Here is a 20,983-nt window from a genome sequence, read left to right as displayed (position 1 = left end):
CGCCGCCCCCCGCCAAGTGGTCAGTCGCCGGCCTCGCGTCCACGTCGGGCCGTCGCACAACCAGTGCGCACCTCGCACGAGGTAGAGCTTGTGTGAGGTGCTCACCGGATCTGCGATGGCGGGGCTAGTGCGGTTGGGTGTGTTGGTTCAGCCAGGTAGTGGTGTAGGTGAGGACATCGGGGGCGATGGTGGTTTCGATGGTGTTGTATTCGCTGGGGAGGCCGGAGTCGGCGGGCTGCATGAGGTGGTTGAGGCCGGCGAAGACGTGGACGGTGGCATCCGGGTCGGCGGCCAGACGCTCGCGCATCGGTTGTTCGTTCTGGGTGGCCAGGACCTGCATATCCTTGGTGCCGAAAAAGGCGAGGACCGGGATACGCAGAACGGAGAGCGCGGGAGCCGGATCATAGGTGACAAGGGACGCCATGTAGATGGTGTTGTAGGCGTCGAGGGTTTCCACGGCGGCGCGCTGGTCCGGCGGAAGGGATTCGTTGTGGCGGTTGGCGAGATCCTTGGCCGCGGCCAGGTCACCTGAGCGGACCAGATTGGTCCAGTCGGTGACGTAGGCGACCTGATCATCGATTCGGGACCGTGGTGCGCCGGCCGCGCTGAGCAGTGCGCGGTTCTGTTCGATCAACACCTCCCAACCCGGTACCGAGGGACCGGCCATCAGGACCGCGAAGGCGACGCCGCTGCCGGGACGAGATGCCACCAGCGGTGCAAGGTAGCCGCCCTCGCTGTGGCCGAACAGTCCGACGCGGGCCGGGTCGATATCCGGGCGGGCACGGAGGAAACGCACGCCGGCCGCCGCGTCATCGGCGAGATCGTGGTAGGTGGCGTCGTCGAGTTTGCCGCTGGTGCCGCCGACGCCGCGGTCATCGGTGCGCAGTACGGCATAGCCCGCGCGGGTGAAGGTGTCGGCGAGCAACAGAAAAGGCTTGTGGCCCATGAGTTCTTCGTCGCGGTCCTGGGCGCCGCTGCCGGAGATCAGCAGAATTGCCGGGACGGGACCGTTGCCCTCGGGCCGGGTCAGTGTGCCCGCGATGGTGATATCACCGTCGCGGTAGGTGACGTCTTCGGAATGGTACGGGTACGGCGGTTTCGGCTCCTGCGGACGCGCGGGCGGCTCGATCTTGCCCGGCTCGAGCGTCAACGGCAGGCTCTTACCCGCTTGCCGGAACTCACCGATGATCCGATTGGCACCCTTATCGAATGTGCCTTCGAACACCGGATCGCCTGGAATATTCGGAATCGCGAATGCCACCCGATCCGGTTCGGCGGAAACATCTTTCAGCTGCGCACCGGTCACGCCCTGCAACGGAATATCGATGGTGGCGCTGCCGTTATCGGCGAAACTCACCCCCACCGCCAACGGCTCGCCCGGCACCTCGATAGACCCGTGCCAATCCCCGGTCACCGACGGGGTCCCGCCCCTATCCGATGACGAACACCCCGCCACCAACGCAACGATCAGAACCAGAACCGAGACGACCCATCGCCCAGTGCGCATGCCGCAACCCTACCCACCCGCACAGCCATACCGAACGAACTCGAACGCACACATCCGCGGGTGAATCGAGATCAGGTGGTACCGGTAGCGGCGGCTTCTCGGGCGGATGCCGCCATCGATTCCACCTGATCTCGATCGCTTCCGGCATACGCACCGGCGGGGCGAGGTTCAGGTCCCGCGGGCGTACCGAACTGCTGCGACGATCGCCTTCATGTCGAGTTCGAGGGTGGGGTCGTCTTCTTGTGTGTCTTGAAGCTCCAGCACCGCGTCCGACACACTGCCGCGGCGGGCGATGGCGAGGAGTTCACGCCGGACGTAGGCGCCGAGGGGAAGTTCGGCGGCACGGGCGCGTCGGCCCAACATGCCGAGGGCATCAGCGGGCAGATCGTAGACCTGGATGAGAGTTACGGCGTCGGAGTCGAATTGCGGGGTCAGATCGCGGCCCTGGGATTCCAGGAATTCCACGATCGTGTCCACGGAAGTTCGCAGGTTCGCCATTGCGATCAGTTCCCGACGGACCTGAGCTTCGATCGATATGCCCGCGACGCGAGCACGGCGGCGGAACACGGCAACAGCATCGGTGGGCAGGTCGGATACCTGGAGTTGGGCCACGACGACCAGAGTAGCTGTGCGACAAGGAATTCCGCAGGTCTCGATTGTGCAACGAACCGCCGGAATCAGCCGAAAAATGCCTCCGCTTCACGGTAACGCTCGGTCGGAACCCGTTTGAGCTGCTTGGTGGCCTCGGACAATGGAACCAAATCGATGGAAGTGCCGTGCAGCGCAACCATTTGGCCGAATTGTCCGGCGTGCACGGCTTCGGCGGCGTGCAGACCGAAGCGGGTGGCCAGCACCCGGTCGTACGGGGTCGGACTGCCGCCGCGCTGGACGTGCCCGAGCACCGTGGTGCGGACCTCTTTGCCGATGCGCCGCTCGATTTCGGTGCCGAGCTGTTGTGCGACACCGGTGAACCGTTCGTGCCCGAATTCGTCGATACCACCCTCGCGCAACGCGAATCCGGAATCGGGGGCCGGGTGCGCTCCTTCGGCGACCACGCAGATGAAGTGCTTGTCGCCGCGCTGGAAGCGACGCTTGATCATCGAGCACACCTCGTCCACATCGAAGGGCACCTCGGGCACCAGCGTGAGGTGCGCGCCCGCCGCCATGCCGGAGTTCACCGCGATCCAGCCCGCGTGGCGGCCCATCACCTCGACCAGCATGACGCGCTGATGCGATTCCGCGGTGGTGTGCAACCGGTCGATAGCCTCCGAGGCTATGGACAGCGCGGTGTCGTGGCCGAAAGTGACGTCGGTGCAGTCGATGTCGTTATCAATAGTCTTTGGGACCCCGACCACCGGGACGGCCTCGTCGGAGAGCCAACTCGCGGCGGTGAGCGTGCCTTCGCCGCCGATCGGAATCAGTGCCTCGATGCCATTGTCATCGAGGGTGCGCTTGATCTGGTCGAGTCCGGCACGGAGTTTGTCGGGATTGGTGCGAGCGGTGCCGAGTATCGTGCCACCCTTGGTGAGCAGGCGGTCGGTGCGATCGTCGTTCTGAATGGTGATCTTTCGGTCTTCGAGTAGTCCGCGCCAACCGTCCTGGAAGCCGATGATCGCGTCACCGTAGCGTCCGTTCGCGGTGCGAACGACGGCACGGATGACCGCGTTCAGTCCTGGACAGTCGCCACCTCCGGTCAAGACTCCGATGCGCATGGCGCATATCTTGCCCGGCTTCGTGCGATGACATGGCCGCACCCCTGTGAACACCGGGTAACGGCTATGACTCAATACACATAGACGATGGCGTTCTCTCCGCCGCTACATGTTGCGAATTGATCACCGGCCGTGCAATTCATCCTGTAGTCCCGATTGTTGATCGGACTGTGCGCCGTTACCGATCGATCCGTAATCGTGCTGTCACCGCCCTGGGCATAGGCCTTGCGCACCTCCTCGGCGAAAGCGCAACTGGTGACCGTGGTGCCGATCGCGGACGAGGTGAAGCGGCCGAGCGCCGGACGCACCTGAGCGCAGGGCTTCGCACCGGCGGGCAGGTGTGCGGGCCCGGTCGTGGTCGGTTGCCGCGAGTGGTCACCGAATCCGTTGCGCGCCTGCCAGCCGACAATGCCCCCGATCACCAAGACCACAAGCACCACACCGATCCAAACGATGCGCTTCGATCGACCCGCGGGCATGGGTGTCGGATCGGGTGGATACGGCGCGTCGGATTGCGGTGTAGGTATACCGACGGTCCTCGACAATGCCTCGGTGGCCGCGTCATGCAGTGGAATGTCGCGGCGCATCGGATCCGACGAGTGCCGAGGCACGAATGTCGGCTCCAGTCCGGTGCTCTGCTGTGGTCCGTTGGACTGTGGCCCGTGAGCCGATTGAGATCTGCTCGGCATGTGCGCTCCACCGGCTTGCTGGCCACTCGCCTGTGGCTGGTCGCCCACCCGCTGCTCTCCCCCAGCCCGCTGCGGACCACCCACCTGGTGTGGCCTGCTCGTCGATCGCGGCCCACTCACCGACCCCGGACCGCCCGCTCGCTGCGCACCACCCGGCGACTGCGCCGCACCTGCCGACCGCGGCCGACTCGCCGATTGCGGTCCACTCAGCGATCGCGCTCCACCCGTCGACCAGAAGCCACCCAGCGACTGCGATCCACCCTCCGGCTGCTGCCCGCCCATCTCGCGCGGATCACTTGCCGACTGCCGGTCGACCGTCTGTTCCGGGCCGTACGTCGGGAAGATGATGGTTGCCGGGGCGGGTTGGTGTTTCGAAATCTGGGCGGTCGGCAAGTCCGAGTTCGGGAGGGACGACGTGCCGGATACTGCGGCTCTGGCTGCTGCCGCGAATGCACCGGCCGTTGGGTAGCGATCGGCGGGCTCTTTGGCCATGCCGCGGGCGATGACCTCGTCCAATGCGCCGGGCAGTCCGGCTCGCTTGGTGGTCGGGCGCGGCGGAGGTGTCGAAAGATGGGCTCGGATGAGCGAACTCATGCCGTCGGCGGAGAAAGGTTGTGCGCCGGTGAGGCATTCGAACAGTACACAGGCCAGGGAGTAGACGTCGGCGGTGCCGCCGATCGGGGCGGTGTCGAATCGTTCGGGGGCGATATAACTGTAGGAGCCGATGGCTTGGCCGGTCGCGGTCACGCTGGGGTCACGCTCGGAACGGGCGATGCCGAAGTCGGCGAGGTATGCGAAATCCGAAGCAGTGACCAGGATATTGGCTGGTTTGACGTCACGATGCACCAAACCCTCGGCGTGCGCGGCATCGAGCGCGGCCGCGACCTGTTCGATAATGCCGACCGCACGGGTGGGACTCAGCGGCCCCTTCTCACGCAGCACCGAGCGCAGATCGCTGCCGCGCACCAGTCGCATATCGATGTAGAGCACACCGGCGATCTCGCCCCAGTCGTGAATCGGGATGACGTGCGGTTCGGCCAGCCGCGCGGCGACCCGGGATTCGTGTCGGAACCGCCGCTGGAACCGGGGATCGTCGGCCAGCGCCATGGGCAGCAATTTGACCGCGACCACCCGGTCCTTGACCGTGTCGTACGCCTCGTAGACCTCCCCCATCCCGCCACGGCCCAGCAGTGCGCGCAACTCGTAGGGGCCGAATCGCGTACCGGCCCGCGATTGCATCTCGTCCACCCCGTTACCTCCACCTCGCCGAACCACCCCACGGACGTGGTCCTGCGATCTCACCCGATAAGTCGGGATTCTCGGGTGCCACCGTTACCCGGTCAAGTGTGCGCGCCCACGGGCCGCCGCGCGAACCCGCGGGCGGACTCGACCGGGATCAGGAACAGCTGCCGCCGGAGAGTTCGTCCAGATGCTGGGAGATCACCGTGGTGAGTCGGCCCAGGATGCTCGTTCCGTCGGAGAGGGTGCCGGAATCGGGTTGGGTGGCAATAGCGACCGCGATCTGACCGCCGGGTCCCTGGATCAGACCGAATTGGCGGACCAGATAAGAGCCGGAGGTGTCGGGTCCCCAACCGCCCTTGAATTCCGCGCCCTCGAGTGCGCCGAGGCCCCAGCGCTGACTCGACGTGATCTGTGCCATCAGATCGATCACGTCGGAGCTCTGCGGTAGGCACGGCAGCCGGGAGGCGAACCGAACCTGTTCGGTGAGCGCCCAATCCGCTTGACCGAATGCGGAGGCATCGGAGCGCGTCTTGGTCGCGGGCACGGTGGTCTTGGCATCGCCGCCCTCGCGCAGCACGGCCTCGACCGCCTTGGCCGCCTCCTGGCCGGTGCCGAGCGACTGCCACAGGGTATCGGCCGCGGAATTATCGGATAGGGTGATCGCCGCCGTCGCCGCGTAGTTCGAGCTCGTCGAATTCTTGCGCTGTGTAGCGATGACCAGCGGTACCTTGATCGTCGACCAGGCGGGTCCGGTGGTCCAGTCACCGAAGGTCACCATCTTCTCGCCGCCGACCGGCATGATCGCCATGCCCAGCTTCCCGCGCACACTCAACTGCAGCTCCTGGAAGCCGGCGGCCAGCGTACCGGGCACTGTGATGGACACGTGCTGCTGGTCGGTGTGTGCGGCGGCCGCGGTCACACTCGGCTCGGCGGTGTATTTGTCGGCGTCCGTGCCGCATCCGGCCACCAGGAGGAGTCCGGCCAGCGCGGTACCGCCGACCGCATTGCGCAGGCGCCGGGATAGCTCAAAATACATACTTCGACACATTCTCGTTTCGAAATCTCCGGCATTTCGATGTCAACACGGCATTTCGACACCGTACTCGGCATCGACACCGACCGCCCATCGCGAACGCGCCGACACCGCCGAACCCCGAACAGCGACAACGGCTTACGGCGAGGTCAACGGGTATGTACACGGCAATGCGTCCGCTTTGCGCCACTGGCAGTCCATGACCGCCCGCTGCCATCCTCATCCGCGAGCTCCTCATGTTCATCGCCTCGCAACGTACTCGACAAATCCGACATAGCCCACTTTTCGTGGCGCCGGGGCACTGTGCGTCTTGAAGAGGTAGCGTGTCGCCCTGGCGTACAGACTCGAATGCGGCGCACGATAGGCCGATGGAGCTGACTTCGGTACCTATCGATAAGCCGGACGATCTCAACGTCATCATCGGACAGGCCCACTTCATCAAGACCGTCGAGGACCTGCACGAGGCACTGGTCGGGATCAGTCCGCATCTGCGTTTCGGATTGGCATTCTGCGAGGCATCCGGGCCGCGGCTGGTCCGCACCTCCGGCAATGACGATGACCTGACCGAACTCGCCACCAAGAACGCCGTCGCGGTCGGCGCCGGACATTCGTTCATCGTGTTCCTGCGCGAGGGCTACCCGGTGAATGTGCTCAATGCGGTGCGACAGGTCCCCGAGATCTGTGGAATCTTTTGCGCCACAGCCAATCAGGTCGAGTTATTGATTGCCGAGACCGAATTGGGCCGCGGAATTATCGGAGTTGTCGACGGCGGTGCGCCACTCGGTGTCGAAGGCCCTGACGACAAGGCAGCCCGCAAGCAACTACTGCGCCAGATCGGGTACAAGTTGTAGAGAATTCGCCATGCGGACGCATGCCAACGCCGTGCTACCTGTGCAAAATGGGAACTACCTCCAGAGCTCCCCGCGAGGAGCAGTATGCGGCGACAATGACCAGCTCAGGATGGGAGCATGATGAGCCAGCACGTCACCTACCGGAGAATCTATGAGGCGCCGATTCCATCGGAGGGCACCCGCGTGCTCGTCGATCGGGTCTGGCCGCGCGGTATCCGCAAGCAGGACGCACACCTGGACGAGTGGATCCGCGATATCGCACCGTCGACCGAACTACGCAAGTGGTACGGACATCAGCCCGAGCGCTTCCCCGAATTCCGGCGCCGATATCTGGCCGAATTGCGCGGCGATACCCGACACCGCGATGCCGCCGCGCACCTGCGCGAGATTGCCCGCGAACACCCGGTGACCTTGTTGACCGCCACCCGCGACATCGACCACAGCCAGGCCGCCGTCCTCGCGAACTGGATTGCGGCAGAATAGAATTCGCTGGACTGACGGAACCCGGACGGGTCGGCCCTAGCCCACGTTACGAGCGGTGCCGCGGTGCGCGGGCACGCTGGTGGGATCCTCCGGCCACGCATGCTTCGGATAGCGACCGCGCAGGTCGCTGCGTACCCGCGGCCAGCCGGTGCGCCAGAACGACGCCAGATCCGCGGTGATCGCGACGGGGCGTTGGGCAGGTGAGAGCAGGTGCAGCACGATCGGGACGCGCCCATCGGCCAGCGACGGCGTCTGGGTCCAACCGAAGACCTCCTGCACCTTGACCGCGAGCACCGGCGAGTCGGTCGAGTAATCGAGGCGGATGCGGCTGCCCGAGGGCACCGGAAGCCGCTCCGGTGCGAGTTCGTCCATGCGCGCGGCATCGGGCCACGGCAGCAGGCGACGCAATGCCTGTCCCGCGTCGATGCGTTCGAGATCGACGCGGCGGCGAGCCGTGGCGAGTTCGGGGCCGAGCCAGGTGTGGGCACCGGCAAGCAATGATTCGTCATCGACCAGCGGCCAGGGGGCGCCGAGTGTGCGGTGTAAGAAGTCGAGGCGCTGACGCAGGACGATGGCTTCGGAATCCCAGTGCAGCAGAACGAGTCCGGTCGAGTTCAGCCCGCGTTGCACTGCCGCGCGAAGCAATTCGCGATCGGGATCGCGAATCTGTCGCTCCGACAGCACGATCGCGCCCAGCCGTTCGACTCGCCGGGCAACCACATCACCGTCGACCCAATCCACCTCATCCGTGATCTCCAACAGATTCGATGCCGCACGGCGGGCGAGCTTTTCGTCCGCGACCGCGGCCGACCGAATCCGGCCCTCGGAACGCCCCGGATCGCGTGTCGCCACCGCGACCGCCAACCACTCCGCATCGCCCAGCCCGGAACCCGGCGGTAGGGTCACCGCGGTGCCACCGGCGAGCAGATAGCTCGTAGACCCAGGACTACGCCGCCGTGCCAGCCGCTCCGGATGTGCCAGTGCGACAACGTAAGCCGGATCGTCCTCACCGGCGGTCGCCTCGACCAACCGTGACAGCCGCTCGACCTCCCGTCGCCAGCGCGACGGCCGCTCTCGCCGCAAAACGCGCAGACCGGCCACCAGATCGACGCCGGGCACGAGGGTGTCATCGTCAAGGACCGCGACCACTTCCCCGGCCGCCCGGGTGCCGACCTCGGCGGCACCATCCAGCAGCGCTCGCGCCAATCGGGGATGTAGTCCGACTCGCGCCATATGTCGACCGCGTTCGGTCGCGGCCCCGGTTTCGGTCACGGCTCCCAACGCTTGCAGTACGTCCCGACCAGCCGCCAAGCCACCTTGCGGCGGTGCGTCCCACCATGCGAGGCCGTGGCCGTCGGGCGTGCCCCAGCACGCCAGCTCCAACGCCAGGCGCGTCAGATCCGCCGTGCGAATCTCCGGCTCCGGATAAGCGAGCAGCGTGCCGTTCTCGTACTCCGGCCAGCAGCGCCATACTTTCCCCGGAGCTTCGCGTCCGGCCCGCCCGGCGCGTTGCTCGGCGACGGCGGCCGAAACCCGAACTGTCGCAAGGCCGGATAGCCCACGTCCACGATCGATGCGCGGCACCCGAGCCAGCCCCGAATCCACCACGGCCCGCACCCCGGGCACCGTCAAACTGGATTCGGCCACCGCGGTGGACAACACGACGCGCCGTCGCGCGCCCGGGCGCAGCGCGATGTCCTGTCCGGCAGCGGAGAGCCTGCCGTGCAATGGAACGAGATCCACATCCGCATCGGCCAGCAGATCCGCGGTCTTGCGGATTTCGGCTGCTCCGGGCAGGAAAACGAGCACATCCCCGTCGGCTCCGGCCAACGCCGCCCGGGTGGCGCGGGCGACCTGCGCTTCGGCCCGTTCCCGCGGCAGCGGCGGAACATACGTCGTCGCCACCGGAAAGCGCCGCCCTCGAACCTCGATGACCGGCGCCGCCCGATCACCACCGAGGAGCACCGAAAGGCGTTCGGCCGCAACGGTTGCCGAGGTAGCGAGCACCCGCAGGTCAGGCCGCAATCCAGCCCGTGCGTCCAACAGCATTGCCAACAGCAGGTCCGCGTCGAGATGCCGCTCATGACATTCGTCGAGGACAACGAAATCCGCCCCCGCCAACTCGGGATCGCCCTGCAATCGCCTTACCAGCAAGCCGGAGGTGACCACCTCGATTCGGGTCCGGGCGCTGACGCGCCGATCCCCTCGGACCGAATACCCGACCGTCTCCCCCACCGACTCACCCAATAACGCGGCCATCCGACCCGCCGCCGCTCGCGCCGCCAACCGCCGAGGCTCGGCCACCACGACCCGCCCGACAGCCGCCAACGCCAACGGCACCAATGTCGTCTTCCCCGTTCCCGCAGGCGCGACCAACACGGCGGTGCCATGCTCGGTCAACGTCGCGACAATGCGATCGAGCGCGCCGCGCACCGGCAGCTCAGGAAGTTCAGGCAGTGTCATTGCCGACCAGTCTGCCGCCCCGCTGTCAGTGGCCTTACCTGGAGGTCGACCTCGGCATTCCCGAGGCCGAAGGCTCGACCTCCAGCACGCTCGCGACGCTCCCCGCACCGGCCCAACGCCGTCTTGTCGTCCGATTTCACCGAAATGTGTTGTGCTGCACCAATACCCACGCTGACAGACGATTCGCTACCATAGACATGTGCGGATCGGAGTAGGGCTCTCCACCGCGCCGCAAGCGTGGCAGGCGGGCACGGAAGCCGCAGCGCACGCCCGTGAGCAGATCGCGGGCGAGACGCTGTCGCTTGCTGTGCTGCTGGCATCACGAGCACATACCGACGATGCCGCGGCCGTACTCGCCGGAGTCCACCAGACGGTCCGAGTGCCCGCACTCATCGGATGTGTGGCGCAGGCGATCGTCGCGGGCCGCCGTGAGATCGAGGACGAGCCCGCTGTGGTGGTATGGCTGGCATCCGGATTGCCCGCCGCCGCCGAGACATTCCAGCTCGACTTCGTCCGTACAGCGACCGGCGGGCTACTCGCGGGCTACCGCTTCGACAAAGCGGCACGCGACTTCCATCTGCTGCTGCCGGACCCGTTCTCCTTCCCCGCCGATATCCTGCTCGAGCACCTGAATACCGATCTGCCCGGCATCACCGTGATGGGCGGGCTGGTGAGCGGCGCGCGGGGGCCGGGCGGCTGCCGACTGTTCCACGACCGCAATGTAGTGACCTCCGGCGCGGTCGGCGTGCGACTGCCCGGCCTGCACGGTGTCCCCATCGTGTCGCAGGGCTGCCGCCCCATCGGCTATCCATATATCATCACGGCCGCGCATGGCGCGGTGATCACCGAATTGGGCGGCCGACCGCCGATCGAGCGGTTGCGCGAGATCGTCGAGGTGCTGCCACCCGAACAGCAGAAACTAGTGACACACGGGCTGCAGATCGGAATCGTGGTCGACGAGCATCTGGCAGAGCCCGGCCAGGGCGATTTCCTGATTCGTGGCCTCCTCGGTGCCGACCCGTCGAGCGGTGCGATCGAGATCGGCGAGATCGTCGAGGTCGGCACGACCGTGCAGTTCCAGGTCCGCGACGCGATCGGGGCGGACGAAGATCTGCGCGCGGCCCTCGTCCAGGCTGGTTCGGACCTGCCGGGACGCCCGGCGGGTGCGCTGCTGTTCACCTGCAACGGACGGGGTCGGCGGATGTTCGGGGTCGCGGACCACGACGCCGCGACAATCGAGGACTTGCTCGACGGCATACCACTCGCGGGTATCTTCGCCGCGGGCGAGATCGGTCCTATCGCGGGCCGCAATGCGCTGCACGGATTCACGGCATCGATGGCGGTATTCGTCGAATGAGCGTCGACCTGCGGGTCTACGCCGAGCTGAACGATTTCCTACGGCCCGACCAGCGGTATGCGGTGCTGCGTCGACCGTTCCGTCCGCATCAGACCGTGAAAGATGTCATCGAGGCGGCGGGCATCCCGCACACCGAGGTCGACCTGGTCCTGGTCGACGGGCAACCGGTGGCCTTCGGTCACCGGCCACTCGACGGCGATCGGATCGCCGCCTATCCCGTATTCGAAACCCTGGACATCGGCCGAGTCACCCGAGTGCGCCCACACCCCTTGCGCGAGCCGCGCTTCGTCGCCGACGTGAATCTCGGCGGCCTGGCCAAGCTGATGCGGCTGATGGGTCTGGACGTGCGCTGCCGGTGGGACGCCGACGACGCGGCACTCGCCGAACTGTCGGCGGCCGAACACCGGATCCTGCTCACCCGCGACCGCGGACTGCTCAAGCGGCGCAACGTAACTCACGGTGTATACATCCGAACGGACCAACCGATCGATCAGATCGTCGAGCTGATCCGACGCCTCGATCTCGTCGAGCGCTTGGCGCCGTTCACCCGCTGCCTGCGCTGCGGTGGCGCCGTCGTCGCGGTCGCCAAAGCCGAGGTCGAAGCTCGACTACAACCGCTCACGCGCCGCCACTACGACATGTTTCGCCAGTGCCGTAACTGCGGGCGGATCTACTGGCAGGGCTCGCACCAGGTCCGACTCGACGCCACGGTCGCGGCGATACGCACCGAACTGAATCAATAGGTCCCAGGCGACTCATCGTGTACCGAGCTGATTCGGTACGAACGACCAATCGCCACCACCGGTGAGTTCGAGACGGGCGCTGTGGTGCTGGTCGACGGTTGAGCGGTGGGCGGTGCTGATCAGGATGAGGTCGGGGAGTTCGGTACGGATGAGGGTATAGAGGGCGAATTCCAGACCTTCATCGACGGCCGATGTGGCCTCGTCCAGGAATGCCGCCTCGGGACGGATCAGAATTATCCGAGCAAATGCCAATCGCTGCTGCTCGCCCGGCGACAGAATATTCGCCCAATCGGCCTGCTCATCCAATCTGGTTGCCAGATGACCGAGTTGCACCTTGGTGAGGGCCCCCCGCAACGCCCCATCGGAGGCGCTGTCCGGTGCCGCGGGATAGGTGACGGCCGCGCGCAAATCGCCCAGCGGCAGGTACGGCAGTTGCGATATGAACAGGGTGCCGCTGGCCTCGGGTCGACCGACCACACCACGGGTGTAGGGCCACATCTCGGCGATAGCGCGCAACAGCGTCGTCTTACCGCTCCCCGAAAGCCCTTTGATGACCACCGCATCGCCGCTGCGCAGCCGCAGATTCAACGCCTCGATCAGGACCACGCCGTCGGGCCTCGCCACGTCGACCGCGGTCAACTCCACCGAACCGTCCAACGCGCGCACGCCGATGGTGGGCAGTTCTCGCGATTGCGCGCTCGCCTCGACGAGCCCGTACAGGCGCATCAGGGTCGCCCGGAAGGCCGCGAAGAGGCTGTAACTGTTGCGGAAAAACGATAGCGACTCCTGGATCTGCCCGAATGCGGAGCCGGTTTGCGTGACATCGCCGAGGGTGAGCGTCCCGGCGAAGAAGTGCGGCGCCTGGATGAGCCAAGGGAAAACCCGGGCGGTCTCGGTCGCCGCCTGATTCCAGCCGATGAACCGGGTAGTGAACAGGACCAGGCGATAGTAGACGCGCAGCACTTCGGCGAATAGCGTACGCAGTCCCGCATTTTCCGTGCCCCCGCCACGGTAGAAGGCGATGCGCTCGGCATTCTCACGCAATCGGACCAGCGCATAGCGGAAGTCGGCCATCACCGCCTGATATCGGAAACCGATCCGGATCAGTGGACGGCCGAGCCGGAAAGCGATAGTGGTGGCCAACAGCACGTAAGCGAACACCAGGAACACCATTGCCCGTGGAATTTCGAAGCCGACCAGCGACAGCGGCTCCGAAAGGTCCCACAGGATCCTGGTGAAGGACACCACCGACACCACCGCGGTAACCGCCCCGAGCGACAGCGAACGCGCGTTCGTGATCATATCGCCGACATCCTGCTGGATGCGCTGATCCGGGTTGTCGATGGGTTCATCGATGAACCGGGCCCGATAGTAGGCCCGATCGCCGATCCATGTTCCGGTCAGATTGTCGGTAAGCCAACGACGCCAGCCGATTTCGAAGATCTGACCGAGATAGAAATCCAACTGGGTGCGCACCACTTCGACGGAGGCGAGTAAGGCGAAAATCGCCATCGAATGCCAGAACGCGCTCTGGGCGGTGCCGAGCCCGTTATCGTCACCGCTGCCGATCGCCGCGGCGGCACTCTGTAGTGCCGAGTACATGTCATTGCCCTGATAAGACAGCAGCACCTGCACACGGACCGATGCCACGGCACTCAATAACAGCACCCCGACCAACGAGATGGCTCGCAATGCCGTGCCGCCGGTGAAGAACCCGCCGGTGACTGTCCAGAAGCTCTGCCCCCATGTGGTGATCCGCAACAACAACAGCGCGACAACCAGAAAGGCAACGACGGTGATCGGGAAGGCCATGAGCAGCCACCGTGCCGACCCGGCCAGCTCGTCGCTCCAGTCTCGTGACGCAGGCACCGCAGCCTCCGATCGTTTCCGGGCAGCATCGAAACAGCAGTCGAGCATCCGCCCGGCACCGGGCGCGCGAGCCAACGCTACTTGCTACCCGCGCGAACTCGCTGGACTAGCCGAGCGGCACGGTCACGCCGGGGGTTGAGGGGGCGCTGTGCAGCACCAGCTGGCTCGGGACGTCGTACTTCCTGTCGTTCTTTTTGCCGTTCTTGCTGCCCGGTAGATCGAAGGCCAACCGGATCATGCTGGTACTGCCGGGAGCGATCTGTTCGACGCCGGTGCGGGACGGGTTGAGCGCGGCAGTTGCGGTCGCGTCGGGGACGAGGGTGCGCCCGGCTGCGGTGACCAGGCGCTGATCACCGATGCGGAAGACTTGCTCGCCACCAGAGACATCGGTGACCGTCAGCGTCACGATGGCGTAGGAGCCGCCCGCTGAACCGGTGGCACTCACGTTGGATGCCACGTCGGTCACGGCGAAGGCCAAGTTCCCGTCGCGCACCGCACCAGCTGGGACCAGGGATCGTCCACTGGTCGCGGGCGGCAGCGAATTGGCCGAGGCAACAGCGGAGGTCGTTGTGCGCGGAGCGGAGTCGGCGCCGAGGACGCCACTCAGCAGCCATAACGCCGCCGCCGCGACGAGCGCCAGCCCGGCGACAACCGGTATCCATCCGCGCACCAGAGGCTTTCGCCGAGACTCGGGATGCGCGACCGGGTGTGTCCGAGGCTCGGGCGGTCGTGGCTCCAGCCGGGTCTCGGCCAGGGTCGGTGCCGGGCCCACAGCGGTCATGACCCGGGTGAACGGGTGCGTGCCCGATATCGCAGGGTCCACGACCGGCGGGGTCGGATGCGCCGATGCGGGCCACGCCAAGGCCGCACGTGCCGCGGCGGCCAATTCACCCGCACTCGCGTAGCGTTCCCCCGGCGCCTTGGCCATACCGCGGGCGATGACAGCGTCCAGCGCTGGGGGTACACCCCACGCCGACCGCGAGGCACATGGGGGTTCGGACGTCAAATGCGCGTGCATCTGCTGTGCCGGGTCACCGTCACCGTATGGTGTACTCCCGGTGAGGGTTTCATACAGCACACAGGCCAGCGAATAGACATCCGAGCGAGCCTCGGCCGTGCCGGTGAATCGCTCCGGCGCCATATACCCCAACGTGCCAACCACCTGACCGGTGGCCGTGAGCGACGTGCCGTCGGCAGCACGGGCGATACCGAAGTCGATCAGATACACGAAACCGTTGGCGTCCTCGAGGATATTGCCCGGCTTCACATCTCGATGAACGAGCCCCGCCGCATGAGCGGCATCCAGCGCCTCGGCGGCCTGCGCGATGACCTCGACCGCCCGAGTCGGCACCAGCGCACCCGACCGGAGCCGCGTGGCCAGATCGATGCCCTCGATATAGGGCATCTCCAAAAACAGATGACCATCGACCTCACCGAAGGCGTGGATCGGCACGATATGCGGATTGCGCACATGGGTGCCCAGCCGGGCCTCCCGCTCGAAACGGCGCCGATAGCCAGAATCGGCGGAATACGCCGCGGACAACACCTTCAATGCGACGACGGTGCCAGCGTGGTCACGCGCCAACCACACCTCCCCCATACCGCCACGACCCACCAAACGATCGAGGTGGTAGTTCCCGAACGAGCCACGGGCGCTCAGCACCGACACCCTCTGACCGTATCGCCCGGGACCAACGCCACCACGACCGGGAGACCACCCGAGTATCAGGCGACGGTTACCACCCACCCGCGACGACCGGTCGATGACGCACACCACGGTGATCTACCCAGCCGTGTGAAGAAGATCTTGCTCAGCGAAGACACTTCTGCATCGGTGCCGCAACACCGCGCCGTAGCAAACCGCTTCGACAAGCTCGCCGTCCGTTACCGAGTAAATCTTTCCGCAGAACTTCTCGTCGGCGTCCGATGAGTTCTGCGCGTCCGGGAGGTCTACCCAGTCATGAGGAAACTGATCTACTCGTTCGGCGTGTCCCTGGACGGCTACGTCAACGACCGCGACGGCAGCATCGACTGGACGCCCCCGGACGAGGAGCTGCACCAGTTCCACAACGACAGGTACCGCGAGATCGAAGTCTCGCTGCACGGTCGTCGCCTGTACGAGTTGATGGCCGAGTACTGGCCGCACGTACCCGAGGACGCGCCGCGCATCGAGCGCGAGTTCGGCCGGCTCTGGACGGACAAGCCCAAGGTCGTCTTCTCCAGGACACTCACCGAGGTCCACTGGAACAGCACCCTGATCAGCGAGAACGCGGTCGAGGAGGTCCGCAGGCTCAAGGCCGGGGGCGACGGCGTGATGGAAGTCGGTGGCGCGAGCCTCGCGGCCTCGCTGATGCCGCACGGGCTCATCGACGAGTACTGGCTATTCCTCTATCCGGTGATCGTCGGCGGCGGCACGCCGCTGTTCCCGTTGCTGGACAAGCGAATCCAGCTCCGCCTGGCCCAGACGAAGCACTTCGACAAGGTGGTGCTGCTGCGTTACGTGGCCGGCCAGCGCGCGACTGCGGCGTGACCGTGAGTGGAGATTCCAGGCGCCGCCGAGTGCTCGACTGCGTTTTGAGCCTGTTGTCGGCAGACGGTCACTGCGCGGTCGAGCCGTCTGGTCACCGGCTCCGGCAAGCGGGGACGCCGATCCCGGCCGCAGGGGCGAGATCTAGCGCGATTGTCAGCAGGTGCCTGCGCGTACGGCGGTCGTGGCCAGAGTGGTGTAGTCCATCGTGAAGGATCCGCCCAGAGAGTCGATGGCGTTGCCGGTCGCGTCCAGTATCTCGGCCAACTGATCGGGACGGAGCCGGGTGAGGCCACCTGTGGTGGGGAGTAGTTCCAGCCATTGGTCGCGCGTATAGGACTGTTGCCAGTCGAATCGCCACCGTTCGGGATCTCCGAATTGTTCGGTCTCGCGGATCCGGTCGGCGAATTTCACGTATCCCGCTTCGTAGAGTTCCAGGGGACGTCGAGCTGGTTGGCCGCTGAGCGGGGAGTCCGGCGCCACCCGCCGGTAGGCGGTGGCGAACGGTTCTGCCACCTCGGCGGGTGGCTCGTACACGTGACCGAAGATCGCCAGTCGTCCCCCTGGACGCAGCACGCCGGCTGCCTTCGCGGCACCTGTAACAGGATCCACCCAATGCCACGACTGAGCGGCGATGACCGCATCGAACATCCGATCGCCCGGCTCCCACGCCTCGAAGGTTGCCACCTCGACCCGCAGGCCACGGGCTCGCGCGAAGTCGGCCATTCGCGCATCGGGTTCGACGCCGAGCACCGTGCACCCTGCGGCCTGGAACTGGCGGGCCGCGAGGCCGGTACCGCAGCCGACGTCGAGCACGTCCGACCCGGGGGTCCCGGCGAGGATCCGCGCCACCAATGCGTCGGGGTAGTCGGGTCTGGCCTGGTCATAGCGCTGTGCGTGCACGCCGAACGACGTGGCCATCCGCTGGGACTGCCCCGGATGCACTGTGGGCGGCTCCGGTTTCTCTCGCGGTAGAATGGGCATGCGACCACCTTAATGGGCGCTTGCCCACTGGGCAATGATTGCGGTGAATCGACGCACGAAAGGATCTTCGAGTGCCGACCGGGGTGCACCTTCACGACGCGCGGCAGCAATTGTTCGACGCTGCCGAACGCGTGCTGCTGCGCGACGGGCCGAACAGCCTGACCAGCCGAGCCGTCACCGACGAAGCGGGCTGCGCCAAAGGCGTTCTGCACCGGCACTTCACCGACTTCGACGCTTTCCTCACCGACCTCGTGCTCGACCGGGCCGCACAGCTCGAGGCACAGGCGAGTGTGTTGCGTGCCGCTGCCGGCACCGGCACGGTGGCCACCAATCTGACCAGCGCACTGGCCGTTCTGTTCGGACCGGTTCCGGTGGCGATCATCCCGCTCATCACCTTCCGTGACGAGTTGCGCGCTCGACTACGGCGAGCGCGCACCGGCGGCGGCATAGCGATCCTCGCCGAGGCGACGACCGCGATCTCGACTTATCTGACCGACGAGCGCGAACTGGGCCGCATCGCCCCCCACGCCGATATCGACTCGCTCACTCTCTCCCTCGTCGGCGGCGGGCATCTGTTGTTCACAGACCACGATTCCGGCCCGCCGAGCACCGCAGCGGTCAACAAATTCGTGACAGCGGTCACCTCCGTCGCCGTACAACGACCGCCGGCCTGAGCATCCGCCTGCGTTGACAACAGATACCCAACCAACGTGCCGACCACCAGCCCGCCGGCCAGACAAGGTGTACGAGGCAGGCAGAACACGGGAAGCCTTACTGCTCAGAACATCCGGGATGCCGAATGCAAGAAGCGCTGTGCGTCGGTGAATATGTTCGCAGCTTCAGATATTTCGGATGGTTGGGCGCGTAGGCTCGAACGCGGATCAATCAGATGAAGGGCGAAACCGTGGCCGGTCACGACATGTTCAGCGTCTACGGGCGAATGACCGCACTGCCCGGTCGGCGCGACGAGCTCATCGCCCTGCTCCGCGATGGATTCCGCGCTGGCGGCAATGACAGCGGCCTGCTCACCTACAGCATCAACACCGCCTTCGACGACCCGGACACCGTGTGGCTCACACAGCTATGGATCGATAAAGAAGCACACGACACGACCACCCGTTCCGAGCCCGTCACAGCGGTGACTCGCCAGGTTTCGCTACTCCTGACTGGGCAACCCGAAGGCTGCTACGGCCACGCCGTTCATGTTCACGACCACACCATCGGGTGACGACGCACAGGGCCACCTGGGGCATTGCACAAGCAGAGCCCGTTGTCGATGGTGCTTCGGCCTAAACGAACCTGCCCAGCCAACGTTCGGAAATGAGTGACCGGGATACGCAGTAGCCTGGTCGCCGCGAATCGCTCGATGGGTACCGCGACCGATATCGACGTCGCCTTCGCTGGTGACGATCTCGTGCATCGGCTGGCCTCGGCGGCCTACCTCGCCAGTCACACCGGGACTTCTCGCGTTCACTGCACCTCCGACCTGCGTCTATACTTTCGCCGGTGCGCCGCTGCTTCCCCATCCAAGGCACGATGGGGAAGCAGAGGATTCGTCTTGGTCCTCGTCGGAGATGAACATCCGCTCATGCCGCAAACGCACCGACCTGACCAGCCGGTGGGCACCGGAAGATTAACGGCCCGAAATCATCTCGGGCCGCGCGACTGCACGCTAATGCCGAGTTCGCCTTTTGCGGGACGGTCGGAGTGCGTTGACACGATCTCCGTCCGCGACGCGGATCAGTGGTGGATCACCTCATCGAGCCGCGGCAGGATGAGGCGTTTCCAACTCCGCTCCACGGCGTTGCGCACCATCTTCTGCCGACGATCTTCGATGTCGAAACCTGTCTGCGTCAGCAGAAGTCGTGTGCCACGTCCCTGCGGCTGCAGCGTCCAGTCGACAATCCATCGAGCGGGATACTCGGCCTGCGGATACATCCAGCTGTAGGTCAACTGCTCGCACGGCCGGGCTGCCAGCACCTCGCAGATGATCTCGTTGATCGATGAGTCCGGAATGGTGAATCGGAAGTGGGTTCCGACCGAAGCGGCGAACCCGGTCGGTCGAAGCAACCACCGCTGCAGCAGATCCGGCTCCGTCAACGCGCGCCATACAGCGTCTGGTGGCTGTCGGAAGAAGCTGCCGAGCTCAACTGCGGCGGGATTCAACTGCGGATCAGCAATCACCGCTCACCACCTCAACGAGGGGCAAACCTGCCCAGGGTTGCTCAATTCGCCTGGCCTTCCTTGTATTTCGCTTCCATCTCTGCGGCGAGCTGTGGCTTCTCGGCCTCCATCTTCTGGACGTATGCGACCGCGTCGCCGACGGTTCGCAGACTCGCAAGGTCCTCGTCGGGGACCTTCACGCTGTACTTGTCCTCGAGCTGCACAGCGATCTCGACCAGTGACAACGAGTCGATGTCCAGATCATCGACGAAGGACTTCTCGATCATCACCTCTGCGGCGTCGATACCCGTTACCTCCTCGACGATCTCCGCGATGCCGGCGACGATTTCTTCTTGCGTGGTAGCCACGAAACACCCTCCTCGGTGTGACGACATATACGTAGGTCTCCACCGCCCTCCGCGACCAGTTCGGTTTCCACACCGGTGGCGGACGGCAGTGCCAGTACGCTAAAAGCTCCAGTGGGGTGGAGGTGCAACAGATTGTGACGGACAACACACGATCCGATGTGCTGGTGAGCATCGGGGAGTTGGCGCGCAGGACCGGGCTCGCGGTGCGAACGATCCGGTTCTACTGCGACGAAGGCATTCTGGAATCCCAGCGCAGCGCAGGCGGGCATCGGATGTTCGACGCCGGTAGAGCCACCGAACGACTGCTATTGGTGCGGCGGTTGCGCGCTCTCGGTCTCGGCCTGGAATCGATCACCGACGTGCTGCAAGAAGAGCGGTCGATGACAGAGGCAATCGCTACCGAAAGTGCCCGGCTCGATATCGAATTCAGGTCACTGGCCTGGCGGCGGGCGTCATTGCGGGCTATCGAGACCGCTGCTCCGGCGCAGCGGGGCGAGCGACTCGCGTTGCTGGCTGCCGCGCAGGACAGTGGTGCGGTACATGATTGCCTCGTACGGTTCTGGCGGCACATTCTCGCACCGCTACCGCGGTGCGACAGCGATCCGTGGGTTTCCTGGAATGTCCCGGAGCCGCCTGCCGATCCGTCCGTCGACGAGGTTGTCGCGTATGCCGAATTGGCAGCTCTCGTGGCCGACCCAGAGGTGAACAATGCTATGCGGCAGCAATATTGGCGGAACGGGCCGGAGCTGATCCGCGACCCTCGAGCGCTGTACGACGACATGGGCGACGTGATGGCGGACGTTGTGCCACTCGTTGCGGAAGGCGTGCGACCGCACCCCGGAAGCGAACTCGATCGGTTCGTCAGCGCCCACGCTCACGCGCGCGGGAACCATGATTCCCCGCGCTTCCGCGAACAGTTGCTGATCGACGCCACCGATTCCGACCACCGGATTCATCGTTACTGGGCGCTGACAGAACGGTTCTTCGGCGCT

The 20,983-nt window shown here is 65.6% G+C and carries 19 protein-coding genes; 8 read left to right on the top strand and 11 right to left on the bottom strand.

Annotated features, from left to right (window positions below):
* Positions 1-124: 124 nt before the first annotated feature.
* The 5 genes from ACW2Q0_RS12780 to ACW2Q0_RS12760 form a co-directional block, all read right to left on the bottom strand.
* Positions 125-1,507 (bottom strand): alpha/beta hydrolase family protein, encoded by a 1,383-nt coding sequence (locus ACW2Q0_RS12780; RefSeq protein ID WP_457189568.1) that lies wholly within the window; start codon positions 1,505-1,507, stop codon positions 125-127.
* 168 nt (positions 1,508-1,675) lie between these two features.
* Positions 1,676-2,119, bottom strand: coding sequence for a hypothetical protein (locus ACW2Q0_RS12775; protein WP_457189566.1), 444 nt, complete (start codon positions 2,117-2,119; stop codon positions 1,676-1,678).
* 65 nt (positions 2,120-2,184) lie between these two features.
* Positions 2,185-3,219, bottom strand: coding sequence for an ATP-dependent 6-phosphofructokinase (locus ACW2Q0_RS12770; protein WP_457189564.1), 1,035 nt, complete (start codon positions 3,217-3,219; stop codon positions 2,185-2,187).
* A gap of 71 nt (positions 3,220-3,290) precedes the next feature.
* The gene (locus ACW2Q0_RS12765; RefSeq protein ID WP_457190049.1) at positions 3,291-5,147 is read right to left on the bottom strand and encodes a serine/threonine-protein kinase; all 1,857 of its coding nucleotides are present in this window, start codon (positions 5,145-5,147) and stop codon (positions 3,291-3,293) included.
* 157 nt (positions 5,148-5,304) lie between these two features.
* Positions 5,305-6,186: a hypothetical protein gene (locus ACW2Q0_RS12760; protein WP_457189562.1), complete on the bottom strand. Its 882-nt coding sequence runs from the start codon at positions 6,184-6,186 to the stop codon at positions 5,305-5,307.
* A 365-nt stretch (positions 6,187-6,551) separates the two neighbouring features.
* Between ACW2Q0_RS12760 and ACW2Q0_RS12755 the strand changes: the two genes are divergently transcribed.
* Together ACW2Q0_RS12755 and ACW2Q0_RS12750 are read left to right on the top strand one after the other, a co-directional pair.
* A complete protein-coding gene (locus ACW2Q0_RS12755; protein ID WP_457189560.1) occupies positions 6,552-7,034 on the top strand; it encodes an adenosine-specific kinase in 483 nt (160 codons plus the stop codon).
* Positions 7,035-7,151: 117 nt separating this feature from the next.
* A complete protein-coding gene (locus ACW2Q0_RS12750; protein WP_457189558.1) occupies positions 7,152-7,517 on the top strand; it encodes a DUF488 domain-containing protein in 366 nt (121 codons plus the stop codon).
* Positions 7,518-7,553: 36 nt separating this feature from the next.
* Here the strand turns inward: ACW2Q0_RS12750 and hrpB are convergent, their stop codons facing one another.
* Positions 7,554-9,980 carry an ATP-dependent helicase HrpB gene (gene hrpB, locus ACW2Q0_RS12745; RefSeq protein WP_457189556.1) on the bottom strand — a complete coding sequence of 809 codons (2,427 nt, stop codon included), beginning with the start codon at positions 9,978-9,980 and terminating at the stop codon, positions 7,554-7,556.
* Between the two features lie 199 nt (positions 9,981-10,179).
* Between hrpB and ACW2Q0_RS12740 the strand changes: the two genes are divergently transcribed.
* Complete coding sequence (locus tag ACW2Q0_RS12740) at positions 10,180-11,337, top strand: FIST signal transduction protein (RefSeq protein ID WP_457189554.1); 1,158 nt, start codon at positions 10,180-10,182, stop codon at positions 11,335-11,337.
* Complete coding sequence (locus tag ACW2Q0_RS12735) at positions 11,334-12,080, top strand: Mut7-C RNAse domain-containing protein (RefSeq protein WP_457189552.1); 747 nt, start codon at positions 11,334-11,336, stop codon at positions 12,078-12,080. The genes ACW2Q0_RS12740 and ACW2Q0_RS12735 overlap by 4 nt, the downstream gene beginning before the upstream one ends.
* Positions 12,081-12,092: 12 nt before the next feature.
* Here the strand turns inward: ACW2Q0_RS12735 and ACW2Q0_RS12730 are convergent, their stop codons facing one another.
* Complete coding sequence (locus tag ACW2Q0_RS12730) at positions 12,093-13,949, bottom strand: ABC transporter ATP-binding protein/permease (protein WP_457189549.1); 1,857 nt, start codon at positions 13,947-13,949, stop codon at positions 12,093-12,095.
* Between the two features lie 106 nt (positions 13,950-14,055).
* Positions 14,056-15,618: a serine/threonine-protein kinase gene (locus ACW2Q0_RS12725; protein ID WP_457189547.1), complete on the bottom strand. Its 1,563-nt coding sequence runs from the start codon at positions 15,616-15,618 to the stop codon at positions 14,056-14,058.
* A 291-nt stretch (positions 15,619-15,909) separates the two neighbouring features.
* Here ACW2Q0_RS12725 and ACW2Q0_RS12720 point away from each other — a divergent pair, with 291 nt between their 5' ends.
* On the top strand, positions 15,910-16,479 hold the full coding sequence (locus ACW2Q0_RS12720; protein WP_457189545.1) for a dihydrofolate reductase family protein: 570 nt from the start codon (positions 15,910-15,912) through the stop codon (positions 16,477-16,479).
* Positions 16,480-16,632: 153 nt separating this feature from the next.
* Here ACW2Q0_RS12720 and ACW2Q0_RS12715 read toward each other — a convergent pair whose 3' ends face one another.
* The gene (locus ACW2Q0_RS12715; RefSeq protein WP_457189543.1) at positions 16,633-17,460 is read right to left on the bottom strand and encodes a class I SAM-dependent methyltransferase; all 828 of its coding nucleotides are present in this window, start codon (positions 17,458-17,460) and stop codon (positions 16,633-16,635) included.
* Positions 17,461-17,531: 71 nt separating this feature from the next.
* Here ACW2Q0_RS12715 and ACW2Q0_RS12710 point away from each other — a divergent pair, with 71 nt between their 5' ends.
* Positions 17,532-18,134, top strand: a complete 603-nt coding sequence (locus tag ACW2Q0_RS12710) for a TetR/AcrR family transcriptional regulator (protein ID WP_457189541.1) — start codon at positions 17,532-17,534, stop codon at positions 18,132-18,134.
* 215 nt (positions 18,135-18,349) lie between these two features.
* Positions 18,350-18,688, top strand: coding sequence for a putative quinol monooxygenase (locus ACW2Q0_RS12705; RefSeq protein WP_457189539.1), 339 nt, complete (start codon positions 18,350-18,352; stop codon positions 18,686-18,688).
* Positions 18,689-19,200: 512 nt separating this feature from the next.
* Here ACW2Q0_RS12705 and ACW2Q0_RS12700 read toward each other — a convergent pair.
* Positions 19,201-19,644, bottom strand: a complete 444-nt coding sequence (locus ACW2Q0_RS12700) for an SRPBCC family protein (protein ID WP_457189537.1) — start codon at positions 19,642-19,644, stop codon at positions 19,201-19,203.
* Between the two features lie 41 nt (positions 19,645-19,685).
* On the bottom strand, positions 19,686-19,991 hold the full coding sequence (acpM, locus tag ACW2Q0_RS12695; protein ID WP_402765043.1) for a meromycolate extension acyl carrier protein AcpM: 306 nt from the start codon (positions 19,989-19,991) through the stop codon (positions 19,686-19,688).
* A gap of 134 nt (positions 19,992-20,125) precedes the next feature.
* Here acpM and ACW2Q0_RS12690 point away from each other — a divergent pair.
* On the top strand, positions 20,126-20,983 hold an 858-nt coding region (locus ACW2Q0_RS12690; protein WP_457189535.1), incomplete at its 3' end, for a MerR family transcriptional regulator.

This window comes from Nocardia citri (assembly GCF_054065835.1).
Note: the sequence above shows the minus strand (reverse complement) of the source record. Positions and strands in the feature narration are given on the sequence as shown.

What these genes read in the sequence shown, in the direction of transcription:
- ACW2Q0_RS12780 (WP_457189568.1), bottom strand. Translation starts at nt 1,507, where the DNA reads ATGCGCACTGGGCGATGGGTCGTCTCGGTTCTGGTTCTGATCGTTGCG.
- ACW2Q0_RS12770 (WP_457189564.1), bottom strand. Translation starts at nt 3,219, where the DNA reads ATGCGCATCGGAGTCTTGACCGGAGGTGGCGACTGTCCAGGACTGAAC.
- ACW2Q0_RS12765 (WP_457190049.1), bottom strand. Translation starts at nt 5,147, where the DNA reads ATGCAATCGCGGGCCGGTACGCGATTCGGCCCCTACGAGTTGCGCGCA.
- ACW2Q0_RS12760 (WP_457189562.1), bottom strand. Translation starts at nt 6,186, where the DNA reads ATGTATTTTGAGCTATCCCGGCGCCTGCGCAATGCGGTCGGCGGTACC.
- ACW2Q0_RS12755 (WP_457189560.1), top strand. Translation starts at nt 6,552, where the DNA reads ATGGAGCTGACTTCGGTACCTATCGATAAGCCGGACGATCTCAACGTC.
- ACW2Q0_RS12750 (WP_457189558.1), top strand. Translation starts at nt 7,152, where the DNA reads ATGATGAGCCAGCACGTCACCTACCGGAGAATCTATGAGGCGCCGATT.
- hrpB (WP_457189556.1), bottom strand. Translation starts at nt 9,980, where the DNA reads ATGACACTGCCTGAACTTCCTGAGCTGCCGGTGCGCGGCGCGCTCGAT.
- ACW2Q0_RS12735 (WP_457189552.1), top strand. Translation starts at nt 11,334, where the DNA reads ATGAGCGTCGACCTGCGGGTCTACGCCGAGCTGAACGATTTCCTACGG.
- ACW2Q0_RS12720 (WP_457189545.1), top strand. Translation starts at nt 15,910, where the DNA reads ATGAGGAAACTGATCTACTCGTTCGGCGTGTCCCTGGACGGCTACGTC.
- ACW2Q0_RS12715 (WP_457189543.1), bottom strand. Translation starts at nt 17,460, where the DNA reads ATGCCCATTCTACCGCGAGAGAAACCGGAGCCGCCCACAGTGCATCCG.
- ACW2Q0_RS12705 (WP_457189539.1), top strand. Translation starts at nt 18,350, where the DNA reads ATGAAGGGCGAAACCGTGGCCGGTCACGACATGTTCAGCGTCTACGGG.